At 72.3% G+C, this 14,390-nt stretch carries 18 protein-coding genes; 6 read left to right on the top strand and 12 right to left on the bottom strand.

The annotated features are described in order from the left end of the window. Window positions 1–50: 50 nt before the first annotated feature. Together DAE25_RS17030 and DAE25_RS17025 are read right to left on the bottom strand one after the other, a co-directional pair. The gene (locus DAE25_RS17030) at window positions 51–407 is read right to left on the bottom strand and encodes a hypothetical protein (RefSeq protein WP_107767329.1); all 357 of its coding nucleotides are present in this window, start codon (window positions 405–407) and stop codon (window positions 51–53) included. A gap of 19 nt (window positions 408–426) precedes the next feature. Further along, the gene (locus DAE25_RS17025) at window positions 427–774 is read right to left on the bottom strand and encodes a UBP-type zinc finger domain-containing protein (protein WP_107767328.1); all 348 of its coding nucleotides are present in this window, start codon (window positions 772–774) and stop codon (window positions 427–429) included. A gap of 181 nt (window positions 775–955) precedes the next feature. Here DAE25_RS17025 and DAE25_RS17020 point away from each other — a divergent pair, with 181 nt between their 5' ends. After that, on the top strand, window positions 956–1,804 hold the full coding sequence (locus DAE25_RS17020; RefSeq protein ID WP_159083808.1) for a universal stress protein: 849 nt from the start codon (window positions 956–958) through the stop codon (window positions 1,802–1,804). A gap of 76 nt (window positions 1,805–1,880) precedes the next feature. Here the strand turns inward: DAE25_RS17020 and DAE25_RS17015 are convergent, their stop codons facing one another. Further along, window positions 1,881–3,041 (bottom strand): class I SAM-dependent RNA methyltransferase, encoded by a 1,161-nt coding sequence (locus DAE25_RS17015; RefSeq protein ID WP_107767326.1) that lies wholly within the window; start codon window positions 3,039–3,041, stop codon window positions 1,881–1,883. Next, on the bottom strand, window positions 3,038–5,080 hold the full coding sequence (locus tag DAE25_RS17010; RefSeq protein ID WP_107767325.1) for an APC family permease: 2,043 nt from the start codon (window positions 5,078–5,080) through the stop codon (window positions 3,038–3,040). The genes DAE25_RS17015 and DAE25_RS17010 overlap by 4 nt, the downstream gene beginning before the upstream one ends. A gap of 68 nt (window positions 5,081–5,148) precedes the next feature. On the opposite strand from DAE25_RS17010, the gene DAE25_RS17005 reads away from it, so the two are divergent. Together DAE25_RS17005 and DAE25_RS17000 are read left to right on the top strand one after the other, a co-directional pair. Then, a complete protein-coding gene (locus tag DAE25_RS17005; RefSeq protein ID WP_056886111.1) occupies window positions 5,149–5,811 on the top strand; it encodes a potassium channel family protein in 663 nt (220 codons plus the stop codon). A 1-nt stretch (window position 5,812) separates the two neighbouring features. Continuing rightward, window positions 5,813–6,484, top strand: coding sequence for a potassium channel family protein (locus tag DAE25_RS17000; protein WP_056886110.1), 672 nt, complete (start codon window positions 5,813–5,815; stop codon window positions 6,482–6,484). A 33-nt stretch (window positions 6,485–6,517) separates the two neighbouring features. Here DAE25_RS17000 and DAE25_RS16995 read toward each other — a convergent pair whose 3' ends face one another. The 4 genes from DAE25_RS16995 to dut all read right to left on the bottom strand — a co-directional run bounded on the left by DAE25_RS16995 (window position 6,518) and on the right by dut (window position 8,871). Then, entirely contained in the window at window positions 6,518–7,249 is a 732-nt protein-coding gene (locus DAE25_RS16995) for a DUF3159 domain-containing protein (RefSeq protein WP_199907648.1), read from the bottom strand. Then, complete coding sequence (locus tag DAE25_RS16990) at window positions 7,246–7,632, bottom strand: OB-fold nucleic acid binding domain-containing protein (RefSeq protein ID WP_107767324.1); 387 nt, start codon at window positions 7,630–7,632, stop codon at window positions 7,246–7,248. Before DAE25_RS16990 ends, DAE25_RS16995 begins: the two co-directional genes overlap by 4 nt. A 5-nt stretch (window positions 7,633–7,637) precedes the next feature. Continuing rightward, on the bottom strand, window positions 7,638–8,300 hold the full coding sequence (locus DAE25_RS16985) for a DUF3710 domain-containing protein (RefSeq protein WP_234411108.1): 663 nt from the start codon (window positions 8,298–8,300) through the stop codon (window positions 7,638–7,640). 76 nt (window positions 8,301–8,376) lie between these two features. Continuing rightward, entirely contained in the window at window positions 8,377–8,871 is a 495-nt protein-coding gene (gene dut / locus DAE25_RS16980; protein ID WP_267895270.1) for a dUTP diphosphatase, read from the bottom strand. Between the two features lie 44 nt (window positions 8,872–8,915). On the opposite strand from dut, the gene DAE25_RS16975 reads away from it, so the two are divergent. After that, a complete protein-coding gene (locus DAE25_RS16975) occupies window positions 8,916–9,365 on the top strand; it encodes a DUF3093 domain-containing protein (RefSeq protein ID WP_107767322.1) in 450 nt (149 codons plus the stop codon). A 9-nt stretch (window positions 9,366–9,374) separates the two neighbouring features. Continuing rightward, window positions 9,375–9,707 carry a DUF4235 domain-containing protein gene (locus DAE25_RS16970; protein WP_056886105.1) on the top strand — a complete coding sequence of 111 codons (333 nt, stop codon included), beginning with the start codon at window positions 9,375–9,377 and terminating at the stop codon, window positions 9,705–9,707. Between the two features lie 117 nt (window positions 9,708–9,824). Here DAE25_RS16970 and DAE25_RS16965 read toward each other — a convergent pair whose 3' ends face one another. The 3 genes from DAE25_RS16965 to DAE25_RS16955 all read right to left on the bottom strand — a co-directional run bounded on the left by DAE25_RS16965 (window position 9,825) and on the right by DAE25_RS16955 (window position 12,225). After that, on the bottom strand, window positions 9,825–10,115 hold the full coding sequence (locus DAE25_RS16965; RefSeq protein WP_056924522.1) for a DUF4193 domain-containing protein: 291 nt from the start codon (window positions 10,113–10,115) through the stop codon (window positions 9,825–9,827). A gap of 161 nt (window positions 10,116–10,276) precedes the next feature. Further along, window positions 10,277–11,131 carry an inositol monophosphatase family protein gene (locus DAE25_RS16960; RefSeq protein WP_107767321.1) on the bottom strand — a complete coding sequence of 285 codons (855 nt, stop codon included), beginning with the start codon at window positions 11,129–11,131 and terminating at the stop codon, window positions 10,277–10,279. Beyond that, window positions 11,131–12,225, bottom strand: a complete 1,095-nt coding sequence (locus DAE25_RS16955; protein ID WP_107767320.1) for a ferrochelatase — start codon at window positions 12,223–12,225, stop codon at window positions 11,131–11,133. Before DAE25_RS16955 ends, DAE25_RS16960 begins: the two co-directional genes overlap by 1 nt. Before the next feature lie 33 nt (window positions 12,226–12,258). Between DAE25_RS16955 and DAE25_RS16950 the strand changes: the two genes are divergently transcribed. Next, on the top strand, window positions 12,259–13,473 hold the full coding sequence (locus DAE25_RS16950; protein ID WP_107767319.1) for an MFS transporter: 1,215 nt from the start codon (window positions 12,259–12,261) through the stop codon (window positions 13,471–13,473). Here the strand turns inward: DAE25_RS16950 and DAE25_RS16945 are convergent. Then, window positions 13,433–14,299: a glycoside hydrolase family 16 protein gene (locus tag DAE25_RS16945; RefSeq protein ID WP_107767318.1), complete on the bottom strand. Its 867-nt coding sequence runs from the start codon at window positions 14,297–14,299 to the stop codon at window positions 13,433–13,435. The genes DAE25_RS16950 and DAE25_RS16945 overlap by 41 nt on opposite strands. Window positions 14,300–14,390: the final 91 nt, after the last annotated feature.

The raw sequence follows: 14,390 nt of genomic DNA, 5'->3' as shown, positions 1-14,390 counted from the left end.
GGGTGCGGGTGTTTATCTCGACATCAAGATACATGATGCCGAGAGAGGTGTCACGTGATGCCGGCGCGCACGTCGAGCCGCTGGAGCAGGTCGTGGGCCGCGAGCTCCACCTGCTTGTGCCGCCACTCCGCGGCGCGGTAGACGCAGGCGATCAGGCCGCTGCGGTGGACCCGGCGCAGGTCGCCGTACCCGAACGCGTAGCGGGCCTTGGTGTCGTCGTTCGCCCCGTCGGTCAGCCCGAGGTGCCACGCGGCGTACTCCTCCCAGGTGTGCCGCTCGAGGTAGGCGTTCTGCGCGGCAGCGTCGGGCTGGACCTCACCCCAGTCGCTGTCGAGGACGTACTGGCGCGCCTCGATCAGCCGGCGGGCGTGCGCGACCGCATCGTGGTTGACGGCGTACGACGCCATGGCTCCCCCTCCGGCCGGCTCACTGGTGGATGTGGTCGCGCCAGTCGTCGGGCACCCGCCCGGCCGGCCCCGGCGCCGGCTGGTCGTCGGGGTGCGAGGTCGGGGGTGCGAGCACCGGGCCCAGGACGCCCTTCTCGCGCGCGAAGTCCCAGAACCAGTCCTCCCCCGGCTCGTAGCTCTGGATCACCGGGTGCCCGGTCGCGTGGTGGTGCGCCGTCGCGTGCTGGCTCGGTGAGGAGTCGCAGCACCCGACGTGGCCGCACTGCGCACACCGGCGCAGGTGGACCCACCAGCCGCCCGTCGCCTCGCACTCCACACACCCGGGACCGCTCGGCGGTGCGCTCGGGTCGAACCCGTTGTCGCTCATGGCGCGACGCTACCCACGCGGGGCCGCGAGCGCGAGGGGCTCAGCGCAGAGGGCACCAGCAGGTCGGCATCCGGCCGCAACACCGACCCGGCGACGGCGGGGTCGATGCAGGGTCCATGGTCCCCCCAGCGCGAGTCGTAGGCCCATGTCGACCCGACCGGGCACACGCGATCCTCGACTCATGAGCCGGTCCTTGGATCCCGACCACGTCCGCGGTGCGATCGTCGTCGCCTTCGACGGGTCCGACCACGCCGACCGTGCGGTCCGGTGGGCGGCAGAACAGGCGTCGCTGGAGCACCGCCGGGTGGCAGTGGTGTCGGTGGGCGACACGGCGGACGAGCTGGCCGAGGACGCCGTCGCCGCCGCGCGGCTCGGGCATCCCGACCTCGCCGTGACCGGTGAGACCCTGTCGGGGGATCCTCGTCAGGTGCTGCGCGATGCCTCGAGGTATGCCTACCTGCTGGTCGTCGGGTCCCGAGGTCGCGGAGTGGTGAAGAGCATGCTGCTGGGGTCCGTCAGCGCGGCGGTCAGTGCCCACGCGGCCTGCCCGGTGGTCGTCTGCCGCCCCGCAGCCGACGGCGACGCCCAGGCCGGGGTGGTCGTAGGGGCCGACGGAACCCCCGAGTCACTACCGGTGATCGAGTTCGCCTACCGCCAGGCGTGCCTACACGGCCTCCCGCTCACGGTCCTGCACTCATTCTGGGACGCAGCCGCCGCGGTGGCCCAGTACCAGGAGGCACGCGGCCACAAGGCCGACGACCCTGACCTCGAGGATCTACGCGCCACCCTCGCCACCTCGGTGGCCGGCCTCGCCGAGAAGTACCCCGACGTTCGCGTCACCCTCACCCTCAAGCACGGCTTCGCCGATGAAGCACTCAGCCCGCGCCACGGCGGATGGGCCATGATCGTCGTGGGGCATCACCCGATGACGTCGCTGGGCCGACTGGTCACCGGCTCCATCGCCACCTCGGTCATCGAACGCGCCCACACCACGGTGGCGGTGGTCCCCCAAGAACTCCGCTCGTCGTGACTGGGTCGACGTGGCTGGTGAGCAGGTGCGCCACGAGGCGGGTCGGCGGAGCCCGGCGGCGTCATCGCGAGTCGCGTCACCGCAGGTCAGAGCCTGTTCTCTCCAGTAGCGCCACGCATTCGACGTGGTGCGTCATCGGGAAGAGGTCGAAGGCACGCAGCCGCTCGAGCCGGTAGCCGTGCTCAGCGAAGATCGCGAGGTCGCGAGCGAGGGCGGCGGGGTCACAGGCGACGTACGCCACAGCGCGCGGCGCGCGGTCGACGACCTGCTCCACGACGACGCGCTTGGCGCCCTCGCGGGGCGGGTCGAGGACGACGAGGTCGAAGGGCTCGTCGTACGACGACGCGAGCACCCGGTCGACGGGTCCGTGCTCCACGACGGCGCCCTCGTGGCCGGCCAGGTTGGTGCGGGCGTGCACGCACGCGGCCCGGTCGCCCTCGACCGCGACCAGCCGGGAGCCGGTGCGTTCCCCGACGAAGCGGGCGAAGAGCCCCACGCCGGCGTACAGGTCGAGCACTCGCTCCCCCGGCTGCGGGTCGAGGACGTCGAGCACCGTCGAGACGAGGACGGACGGCGCGCCCGGGTGCACCTGCCAGAACCCGTCGGGCTCCACCGAGAAGTCACGGCCCTCGACGGTCTCGGTGATCGGCGGGCCGGGCTCGGGGGTGCGGGCGTCGGGGTGGGCGATCAGGCAGTCGTCAACGGGTACGACGCGGCGCGAGCGGTGCGCCCGCAGGCCCCGGCGGCCGTCCTCGGTGCGCGCCCACTGCATGCGGGTGCGCCAGCGCAGGCCGTGCTCGTCACCGGGGACCGCCTCGACGACGAGGCCCGCGACCAGCGGGTCGTCGGCCGGCAGGCGTCCGAGCCGGACCAGCTGCTCGCGCACCACCGCGGCCTTGAGGTCGCGCTGCGCCGGCACCGCGACGTGCTGGAAGTCGCAGCCGCCGCAGAGGCCGGGGCCGGCCACCGGGCACGGCGCCTCCACCCGGTCCGGCGACGCGGACAGCACCTCGATGGCGTCACCGCGCCAGAAGCGGTCGCCGTCGGTGCCCTCGGTGATCTCGACGACCACCCGCTCCCCCGGCACCGCGTGCCGGGTGAAGACCACCCGGGACTCGGGCTCGGGCAACCGGACGATGCAGTGCCCGCCGTGGGCCACCGGGCCGACCTCGGCCTCGAAACGCTCCCCGACGCGAGAGCGCCCGCGCGCCCGACGCGGCCTGGTGGACCGGCTCATCGCTCGTTGGGGTTGCGCTTGGAGTCGACGCGTCCGCGGCGCAGGTCCCCGGCGTGCACGCGGCCCTCCAGGGCCTCCTCGCGCTCGAGGGCGATGCGGGACGACCGCAGCTGGTAGGGCACCGAGATGACCATGACCCCGGGCGCGAACAGCAGCCGGCCCTTGAGGCGCAGCGCGGTCTGGTTGTGCAACAGCTGCTCCCACCAGCGCCCGACGACGTATTCCGGGATGTAGACGGCGACCACCCCGCGGGGGTTGGACTTTCTGATCTCCTGGGCGTACTGGACGATCGGGCGCGTCACCTCGCGGTACGGCGAGTGCAGGACCTTGAGGGGGATGTCGATGTGCCGCTCGTCCCACTCCTCCATCAGCTTGGCCGTGGCCACCGGGTCGATCGACACGTAGATCGCCTCGAGTGCGTTGGGCCGGGTCGCCTTGGCGAAGGCCAGCGCCCGCAGCGTGGGCTTGTGCAGCTTGGAGGTCAGCACGATCGCGTGCACGCGGGTCGGCATCACCTTGTCCTGCTCGTCCGCCGCGAGCTCGAGCTCGACCCGGTCGTAGTGCTTGGCGATGCCCTGCATCACGAGGAAGAAGAAGCCCATCGCGATGATCGTGATCCACGCACCGGCGAGGAACTTGGTGATCAGCACGATCACCAACACCACCGCGGTGAGGCCGAGGCCGAAGGTGTTGATGGCGCGCGAGCGCATCATCCGGCGCCGCACGGCCGGGTCCCGCTCGGTCTTCAGGTGCCGGGTCCAGTGGCGGATCATGCCGAGCTGGCTGAGGTTGAAGGACACGAAGACGCCGACGATGTAGAGCTGGATCAGCTTGGTGGTCTCCGCGTCGAAGGCCCAGATGAGCAGCATCGACATGACGGCGAGGAACACGATGCCGTTGCTGTAGGCGAGCCGGTCTCCGCGCGAGCCGAGCGAGCGCGGAGCGAGCCCGTCCTGCGCCAGGATCGACCCGAGCACCGGGAAGCCGTTGAACGCCGTGTTGGCGGCCAGCACCAGGATCACGCCGGTCACGGTCACCACGAAGTAGAAGCCGGGCGGGAAGTGGTCGAAGACGCCCGCCGCGATCTGGGAGATCACCGGGTGCTGCTCGTAGCCCTCGGGCAGGGCGTCCCCCGCGGCGGTCTGCAGCCGGTCGATGTCGTGCGGGTCGACGTACCGGATGCTCATCTGGTTGGCGAGCACGATGACGCTCATCATCATGCTGATGGCGATGAGGGCGAGCAGCAGCAGCGTCGTGGCGGCGTTGCGGCTCTTGGGCCGCCGGAACGCCGGCACGCCGTTGGAGATGGCCTCGACGCCCGTCAGGGCGGCACAACCCGAGGAGAACGCGCGTGCCAGCAGGAAGAAGAGGGCCACCTGGTTCAGCGGCCCCTCCCAGCCCTCCTGGGGCTGGATCTGCAGCTGGGCGCTCTCGGCGTCGGGGAGGTCCCCGGCGAGCAACCGCATCAGGCCGTAGGCGCACATGCCGAGGATGGCGACCATGAACAGGTAGGTCGGGACGGCGAAGAGCGTCCCGGACTCGCGCACCCCGCGCAGGTTGAGCGCGGCGAGGAGGGCCACGGCCACGCACGCAGCCGTCGCCTCGTGCCCGATCAACGCCGGGATCGCCCCGGCGGCGTACTGCGAGGCCGACGAGATCGACACCGCGACGGTGAGGACGTAGTCCACGAGCAGCGCGCTGCCGACGGTGATGCCGGCCGTGCGACCGAGGTTGACCGTGGCCACCTCGTAGTCCCCGCCGCCGGACGGGTAGGCGTGCACGGTCTGGCGGTAGGACGCCACGACGGTGAGCATCACCACCGCGACGGCGAGGCCGATCTTCCAGGACCAGGCGTACGCCGAGGCGCCGGCGACCGCGAGCATGATGAAGATCTCGTCGGGCGCGTAGGCCACCGAGGAGAGGGCGTCGGAGGCGAAGACCGGCAGCGCGATGCGCTTGGGCAGCAGGGTCTCCCCCAGCTGGCTGCTGCGGAGCTTGCGCCCGAGCAGGATCCGTTTCGACACATCTCCGACACCCACGAGCGGACAGCCTAGCCACCCTGGGGCGAGCCGCCGGGATCGCCGCCCGACTGGGATACGGTGCGTCCGTGCACGTCGTCATCATGGGATGTGGCCGGGTCGGCTCCACGCTGGCCCGCAGCCTCGAGGACCGCAACCACACGGTCGCAATCATCGACAGCGACCCCGACGCGTTCCGACGCCTGGGGCCGACCTTCAACGGCGACAAGGTCACCGGCTACGGCTTCGACCAGGAGGTCCTGGAGAAGGCCGGCATCCGTCGCGCCGACGCCTTCGCGGCGGTCTCGAGCGGCGACAACTCCAACATCATCGCCGCGCGTGTCGCCCGCGAGACCTTCGGGATCCAGCAGGTCGTCGCCCGCATCTACGACCCGGGTCGCGCCGAGGTCTACCAGCGCCTCGGCATCACCACGGTCGCCACGGTCAAGTGGACGGCCGACCAGGTGCTGCGCCGGATCCTGCCTGCGGGCGCCGAGCCGGACTTCCGTGACCCGTCGGGCACCATCCGCGTGGACCACATCCGCGTCCCCGAGCACTGGGTCGGCCAGCGCACCATCCACTTCCAGGAGCAGTCCCGCAGCCGCATCGCGTGGATCGACCGCCTGGGCGAGGGCATGCTGCCCACCCGCGACACCGTCATCCAGGAGGGCGACATGCTGCACCTCGTCATCCGCGAGGAAGGCGCCGCGCACGCCTACTCCGTGCTCGACCACGGACCGGAGGAGGGCTGACATGAGGGTCGCCATCGCCGGGGCCGGTGCCGTCGGCCGATCGATCGCGCGCGAGCTGATCGACAACGGCCACCAGGTCCTGCTCATCGACAAGTCCCCCTCGGCCATCCGGCCCGAGCGGGTGCCCAACGCCGAGTGGCTGCTCGCGGACTCCTGCGAGATGTCCTCGCTCGAGGAGGCCCAGCTCGACAAGTGCGACGTGGTCATCGCCGCCACCGGTGACGACAAGGCCAACCTCGTGACGTCGCTGCTCGCCAAGACGGAGTTCGGCGTGCCGCGCACCGTGGGTCGGGTCAACCACCCCAACAACGAGTGGCTCTTCACCGAGGCCTGGGGCGTCGACGTCAACGTGTCGACGCCGCGGATCATGTCCGCCCTGGTCGAGGAGGCCGTGACGGTCGGCGACCTGGTGCGGCTGTTCACCTTCCGCCAGGGCAACGCCAACCTGGTCGAGATGACGCTGCCGCCGGAGTCGCCGTACGTCGGCACCCCGAGCGGACTGGTGCCGTTCCCCGACAACTGCGCGCTGGTCACCATCCTGCGCGACGGGCAGGTCTACACCCCGTCGGCGGAGCAGCCCCTCGAGGCGGGTGACGAGCTGCTCTTCGTCGTCCCGGCAGACGTCGAGGAGGGGCTCGAGCGACTCCTCTCGCCGCACAACCACGGCGGCTGAGCGTACGAAGCCCTCGCTCCGGCCGCCAGAGCGTCACTCGGCCGGAGCGGACTCCATGGGGGTGTGGTTGCGGGCGAGCAGCCACACCATGCCGCCGAGGGCGGCGAGCTGCAGCGGCCAGCCGAGGGCGATCTTCATGATCCCCAGGGCGGCGACGGCCGTGTCGGCGTCCATCGATCCCGAGGTCCCGGCCAGCCAGACCGGCGCCTGAAGGGCGACCCGCACCACGCAGGGCAGGACCAGCATCCAGGTGAGCAGCGAGCAGAGCCGGACGACCTGCTTGTCGCGGTGCCAGGCGGTCGCGTCGCCGGTCACGCTGCCGACCATGAAGCCGACGAGCGGCCAGCCGATCACGATGGTGAAGACCAGCACCACGGTGTAGCCGGAGTTGTAGAGGATCCCGGGCAGGAAGTAGGCCAGCGCCTGGTCGTCGGCGCTGCCGCCGGACGCCGCCGACCGCTGCACGAAGAACCAGCCGATGCCGATGCCGACCAGCGCGTTGACGACGAACTGGACGCTGGAGCGCTGCACGAGGCGCACGACGAGCAGCACCAGCGCCGCACCCACGCTGACGGCCAGCGCCAGCTCCAGCTCGCTCGTGGTGAGCCACAGCACCGTGAAGACGAGGGTCGGGACGGCCGCCTCGACCATGCCCCGGCGTCCGCCGAGGGCCTGCGAGAGCTGCCGGCGCACGACCTCCTCGACCGTCGCGACGGAGGCCACGTGGGACGGTGCGGACGGGGACGACGCGGACGGCTCGCTCACGGGATCAGCTCGTAGCGCGGGTTGAACACGATCCGGTGGCCGGTGGCCGTGCCGATGCGGCCCTCGACGTACATCGCGCGACCCGGCCCCACCCCGGCGATCCGGCGGCGGCCCAGCCACACGATCAGGACCACACCGGTGCCGTCGTCGAGCTCGGCCTCCAGCGCCGGGACACCGCCGCGCGGTCGCAGCGTCACGGTCTTGACGGTGCCCCGCAGCCGCACGTGCTCACGGTCGGGGGCGTCGGCGATGCAGGTCTCGCCGGCGACGGTGGCGTGCGTCTTGCGGAGGTCCCGGGCGTGCTGGTCCTCCGAGTCGGCCCAGCGCGAGAGGCTGCGCCGCAGTCGGCTGCGGTGCGGGGACGGGCCGGCGGTGTCGGGCATGGTGATCAGTTGACCCGTCGCGCCTGCTCGGGCAGCACGACCGGCAGCGGCTCGCCGACGGGCATGGCGGTGGTGCCGCGGCGTACGACGACCTGCGCGAGCGCGTCCTCCCACTCCTCGGCCCCCTCGGGCTCGAGCGCGGGCCGACCGAGCAGCGAGGCGCGGAGCATCCAGCGGTCGCCGTTGACGCCGATGATCCGCGACGGCTGGGTCGCCGGGGTGCCGTCGGGGCGCTGGACGGGCACCTGGCACAGCAGCTCGGTGCCGAAGCGGCCCTCGCGCTCGGTGGTGGTGCCGCCGCGCCGGGCGATGTCGGCGGCGATCTGGGGGCGCACGGTCGACCAGAGGTCGCCGTTGCGCGGTGCCGCGAACGCCTGGAACTCCAGGGCCCCGTCGGGTCCAGCGAGCATCACCGCCTGCACGGTGCCGGTCGGCTCGTCGACCTGCAGGCGCAGCTCGCGGCCCGGCGTGGGGGCGACCAGCAGGGACCCGAGGTCGACCCGCTCGACGCCGTCGCCGGCGACCTCGGACTCGTCGAACGGCCCGGAGCCGGTCGGTGCGACAGGGGCTGCGGTCTCGTCCCCGGTCGCGGCGGTGGTCTCACCGGCGGCGGACGGGGCGGACTCGTCCGGCGCCTGCGTGGGCTCGGCCTTGCGGCGGAACTTCACGTGCAATCACTCCTTCGTGACGACCCTGTTGGGCCGTGGGCATCCTTCGCGGTCCGTGGGGACCGGGGGCGAGCGGTCAGGGACGACCGAAGCCCCCTGTAGAACCGTAGCCCCCCTCGCCCCGTACGGAGTCGGGGAGTTGCCCGACCTCGACGAACCGGGCGCGTTCGAAGCGCTGGATCACCAGCTGGGCGATCCGGTCGCCGCGCCGCAGCTCCACCGCCTCGACCGGGTCGTGGTTGATCAGCATGACCTTGACCTCGCCGCGGTAGCCCGCGTCGACCGTCCCGGGGCTGTTGACGATCGAGAGGCCGTGGCGGGCCGCGAGCCCCGAGCGCGGGTGCACCAGCGCGACGTACCCGTCCGGCAGCGCGATGCCGATGCCGGTGGGCACCAGGGCACGCTCCCCCGGTGCCAGCGTCACGTCGACGGTGGTGCGCAGGTCGGCACCGGCGTCACCGGGGTGGGCGTACGACGGCAGCGGCAGGTCCGGGTCGAGACGCACGATCGCGACGTCGAGGTCGGCGGGGAGATCGGCGGGCAGATCGGTCGTGGGGAGCTCGTCGGGCACGGGCGGTGAATCTACCCGCAGGGGTGCCGCCTAGGCTCTGCGGCGTGGAGTACGCGGAACGACTGGGCGTCCCGCTGCGCTGGTGGGTGCAGGGGACCATGCTGGTGGCCACGCTGTGGCTGGCCGTGGTGGTGGCGACCCCGCCCGTCGTGGCGTGGACGGTCACCGGGCTCGCGATGGCCGGACTGGTGGTCGCGTTCGTGTCGTACGGCGCGGCCCGGGTCGTCGTCGCCGACGGCCGCCTGCAGGCCGGCAAGGCCCGCATCGGGCTCGAGCACGTCGGCGAGGTGACCCCGCTCGACGCCGAGGAGATGCGACGGGTGGCCGGGCAGGACGCCGACGCGCGCGCCTACCTGCTGCTGCGCCCCTACCTCAAGCGCGGGGTGCGCGTGGAGATCACCGACCCGGCCGACCCCGCGCCGTACTGGCTCGTCAGCACGCGCCGCCCGGACCGCCTGGCGGCGGCGCTCATGGGGACCCGGTCCGCTGGGTAGGGTGCCTGTATGGCATCCAGCAGCAGCAACAACAGCAGCAAGGTCTGGTCGGTCTTCTCCCTCGCCGCGGCGCTCGGCGCCGCCGCCGTCGCGAAGAAGGGCCTCAACACGACCTGGCGCGCGGCGACCGGCAAGAACCCGCCGGCCAACCCGGCCGACCCCGACGTCGACGTGTGGGAGGCCGTGGCGTGGGCCGCCGTGAGCGGCACGCTCATCGCCATCGCCCGGATGCTGGCCACCCGCAGGGCGGCCAACTACTACACGAGGTCCACCGGCCACCTGCCGCCCGGGCTGCAGAAGGACGACCAGGACGCCGACAAGGCGCCCACCCCCACCAGCTGACCCACCGGCCGCCCGAGAGGGCAGGCGCACGAAAGGCCGCGGCCCCCTCGGGGTCCGCGGCCTTCGACGTGTGCGGTGCTGCCGGTCGCGGGGACGGTCGTCCCCGGCGGAGTCGACTCAGATGCAGTCGCGGCAGATGAGCTTCTTCTCGTCCGCGAGCTGCGAACGGTGGTGGACCAGGAAGCAGCTCATGCAGGTGAACTCGTCCTCCTGCCGGGGCATCACCTCGACGGCGAGCTCCTCGTGCGACAGGTCGGCACCGGGCAGCTCGAAGGACTCGGCGGCCTCGGCCTCGTCCTCGTCGACCTTGCCCGAGTTCTTGTCGTGCCGCCGCGCCTTGAGCTCCTCGATGCTCTCTTCGCTCTGGTCCTCTTCGGTCTTGCGTGGCGCGTCGTAGTCAGTAGCCATTGCTCCCTCTCCCATGCCGAGCGATCCACGTCGTCAGCGCAAAATTGGATCGTTCATCCTCTTCGTCGCGGGTGGATTGTGCACCATGACCGGCGCATGCGCCACGCCGGTCTCGACGTGTCGCCGCAACACGCCTCGGACCGCCGGTATTCCCCGCCCCGTCAGGGTTGGTCGGCCACGAAACCCGCCGCCCTCAGGGCGCCGAGGAAGTCGTCCCAGCCGTCAGCCGGGGCCGCCGCGATGACCGAGCGCCCGGGCCAGTCGGGATTGGCCGCCACCACACCCTCCACGGGGGCCAGGTGGTCGCTCATCCGGCCCGGCAGGCGGGCGAACACGGCCCCCGCCTCGGTCGCCACCAAGGACGCGGCTGCCCAGTCCCAGCGGGCCGGCCCCTCCTCGACGTACGCGTCGCCGCTGCCGTCGGCGACGTGGCAGATGTCGAGCGAGCAGGAGCCCATGCGACGAACGTCACGGACCTGCGGCAGCAACCGGGCGACCGAGGCGACCTGGTGGGCACGCACCTCGGCGCGGTAGCCGAAGCCGGTCAGGACCAGCATCTCGGCCAGCGGCGGAGCAGGTCGGACCGAGACGGGGACGCCGTCGCGGGTGGCGCCGTGGCCGCGGGCCGCGGCGTACTCGACCCCGGTCGGGATGGTGACGACGACGCCGGCGACGACCTCGTCCCCGACCTCCGCGGCGACCGAGACCGCGCAGTCGGGCAGGCCGTAGAGGTAGTTGACGGTGCCGTCGATCGGGTCCACGACCCACCGGACCCCGCTGGTCCCGGGGTGGTCGTCGCCCTCCTCCCCCAGGATCGCGTCGTCGGGGCGGTGCTCGAGGATCCGGCGACGCACGAGCGCCTCCACGGCGCGGTCGGCCTCCGTGACGACGTCGACGGCGCTGGACTTGGTGTCGGCCACGTCGATGCCGCCCTGGCGCATGCGACGGGCCAGCTCGGCGCCCTCGCGCGCGACGGTGGAGGCGATGTCGCGCAGCGCGACCGGGTCGTGGGACATCAGTCGGACCCGCAGAGGGCCGGGCGCGGGCCCCGCGGGTTGGGGCAGCACCCGGCCGCGCAGATCTCGCGCCAGGGCCGCTGGTCGCCGACCGTGCTGCGGGCGACCTCCTCGCCCCGCTCGACCGCCGCCCGCTCGACCAGCAGGTCGCGCACCATGGCGACGAAGCGCGGGTCGATGCCCGGGGTCGCGGCGCGGACGGCCTCGATGCCGACCTTCTCGGCCGTGGCCATCGCCTCGGTGTCGAGGTCGTAGATGACCTCCATGTGGTCGGAGACGAAACCGACCGGGATCATCACGACGGCGGCGACACCGCGCTTGGCGAGGGCGGCGAGGTGGTCGTTGACGTCGGGCTCCAGCCACGGGATGCGCGGAGAGCCGGAGCGGGAGCAGTAGACGAGCTCGTGCTTGTGGCGGCGGCCGGTCTCCTGGCGCACCCGCCCGGTGATCTCCTCGGCGACCGCGAGGTGCTGGCGCACGTAGGCGTTGCCGCCCTCGAGCGGCGGCCCGCTGGACTCGGCCATGGCGGTGGGGATCGAGTGGGTGACGAAGACCAGCTCGGCGCCCTCGCGGACCGCGTCGGGGAGGTCGGCCATCGCCGCCAGCGTGGCGTCCACGACGGGCTCCACGAAGCCGGGGTGGTTGTAGTACTGCCGGAGCCGCTCGAGGCGCGGCGCACCCTCGACCGCGGCGACCGCGTCGGCGAGGTTCTCGCGGTACTGGCGGCAGGAGGAGTACGACGAGTACGCCGACGTGGTGATCACCGCCGCTCGCTGGATGCCGTCGTCGCGCATCTGGGTGAGGGTGTCGGCGAGGTAGGGGTCCCAGTTGCGGTTGCCCCAGTAGACCGGGAGGTCGATGCCGCTGCCGGCGAGGTCCTCGCGGATGGCCGCGAGCAGGTCGCGGTTCTGGTCGTTGATCGGGCTGCGCCCACCGAAGAGGAAGTAGTGCTCCCCCACCTCCTCGAGCCGCTCGCGGGGGATGCCGCGTCCGCGGGTGACGTTCTCGAGGAACGGCACGACGTCCGCCGGCTTCTCCGGGCCGCCGAAGGAGAGGAGCAGGAGGGCGTCGTACGGCGACACGTCGGGATTCATGTCGCCAGCCTAGTGAGGCCTAGCATCCTCGCGATGCTCGACTCCTACCGCCGCGTGCTGTCCCGGCCCGGCGCCTTCCGCTTCAGCTCGGCCGGGCTCGTGGCCCGACTGCCCATGTCGATGGTGACGCTCGGCGTGGTGCTGCTCGTGGAGGGCGAGACCGGGTCCTACGGGGTGGCCGGCGTCGTCTCCGGGGTCGTGGTGCTCGGGCAGGCGTCGTGCGCCGTGCTCCACGGCCGGCTGGTGGACCGCTTCGGCCAGGGGCGGGTGCTGCCGCTGGCCATCACCGGCTTCGCGGTGTCGATGATGCTGCTCGTCCTGGCGGTCACCCGCGACTGGCCGATGCTGCTCACCTACGTGCTCGCGGCGCTCACCGGCGCCTTCCAGCCCCAGGTCGGCGCGTGCGTGCGCACCCGGTGGTCGCACCTGCTCGACCGCCCGCGTGAGGTGCAGACGGCGTACGCGCTGGAGTCGGTCCTCGACGAGGTCGTCTTCGTCGTCGGCCCGGTCCTGGCCACGATGCTCGCCACGCTCTGGCACCCGGTCGCCGGACTCGTCGTCGCGGTGGTCGCTGGCCTGGCCGGCACCTACGCGTTCGCCGCCCAGCGGGCCACCGAGCCCCCGTCGGGGCAACACCGCAGGGGTGGCACCCGGCTACCCATGCCGTGGCGCACTGTGCTCCCCCTCGCCCTGGTGTGCCTGTCGCTGGGCGCCCTGTTCGGGTCGGCCGAGGTCACCACCGTGGCGTTCGCCGAGGAGGCCGGGTCGCGGGCGGTGTCGGGCTGGCTGCTGGCGGTCTGGGCCGTCGGGAGCATGCTTGCCGGCATCGTGACCGGCGCGATCGCCTGGAAGCGCGGCCCGGCCGTCCGGGTGCGGTGGGGCTCCTTCGCGATGATGCTGGCGATGGTCCCGCCCGTGTTCGTCGAGGGCTTCCCGCTGATGTTCCTGGCCCTGCTCGTGGGCGGCTGCTCGATCGCCCCGACCCTCATCGCCACCATGTCGCTCACCGAGCAGACCGTCCCGCCAGGGCGGCTGACCGAGGGCATGGCCATCCTGCACACCGGACTGATGGCCGGCGTCGCGCCCGGGGCCGCGATCGCCGGCTTCGTGGTGGACCACCACGGCGCCTCGGCGGCCTACCTCGTCGCCGTGGTCGCCGGGTTCGTCGCCGTCGTCGGCGCCCAGGCGACCCGCACCCGCTCCCCGGCTAGCGCCTCGTCTTCCATACGCGCACGTAGTCGACCTTGAGCGTCGCAGGCACCTTGACCAGGGGGCCGCTGATCCCGTGGTTGAGGATGAGGAAGTGGGGCGACCCGGTGACGCCGCGGGTGTGGGTACCCACCCTGCGACCGTCGTAGTAGAACGTCAGGCGGCCGGGCCGCCAGTCCACTCCGAAGGTGTGCCACCCTCCCCCGCCGGGCATGCTGCCCTTCCAGCGGTCAGGGTAGCCGCCGTTGGTGCCCCCGGCCCACCAGTAGTGCCAGGCGACGTCGTCATCGCTCAGGCACTCCATGACGTCGATCTCTCCGTCCTGGGGGTGGTTCTCGCCGTTCATCCAGAAGGCCGGCCAGTTGGGACCACAGCTGCCGACATCCCCCAGCGAGGGGTCGGTGTTGGCCGCGAGGAACATCCGCGCCTCGGCGTAGCCGTAACGGAACTGGTAGTCGTGGTAGGACTCCACCAGTCCCGAGGCGTACTGGTACCGCCTGCCCCGGTTGTCCCTGATGTCACGTCTCACGGCGCGCAGTCGCAGCGACCCCCGGGCCACCCGCACCTGTCGGGGGTCGTACGCCGCGATTTCGGCGCTGTTCACAGGCTTGGTGACCTCCCGGTCCGATCCAGCGAGCCAGTTGGGCCGCCACTTGTCGAGGTCGAGGCGGGTGCCCCCGAACTCGTCGCTGAAGACCAACCTCCATCGCCCCGGCACCCCGACCGGTGTCACGGCCGCGGAGCTGCGCTCCTCGGCGAGGGCGTATCCGGCGGTCGGGTGCGACGCGTACGACGGGACCGAGGTGCTGGCGAGCAGCACGGCACCGACCACGAGGGCCAGACGGGACAGCAGGCGATGAGCCACGACATCAACTCACTCAGGGGATCGAGGGAATCGAGGGACCGGGTACGACGTGCCCGTCACGGTACAGCGCGGACGGGACCGGACCCGGCGC

It is taken from the genome of Nocardioides terrigena (genome assembly GCF_003047265.1).
Classification (GTDB): domain Bacteria; phylum Actinomycetota; class Actinomycetes; order Propionibacteriales; family Nocardioidaceae; genus Nocardioides; species Nocardioides terrigena.
The sequence above is the reverse complement of the archived record's forward strand: the minus strand, read 5'-3'. Positions and strand labels throughout refer to the sequence as shown.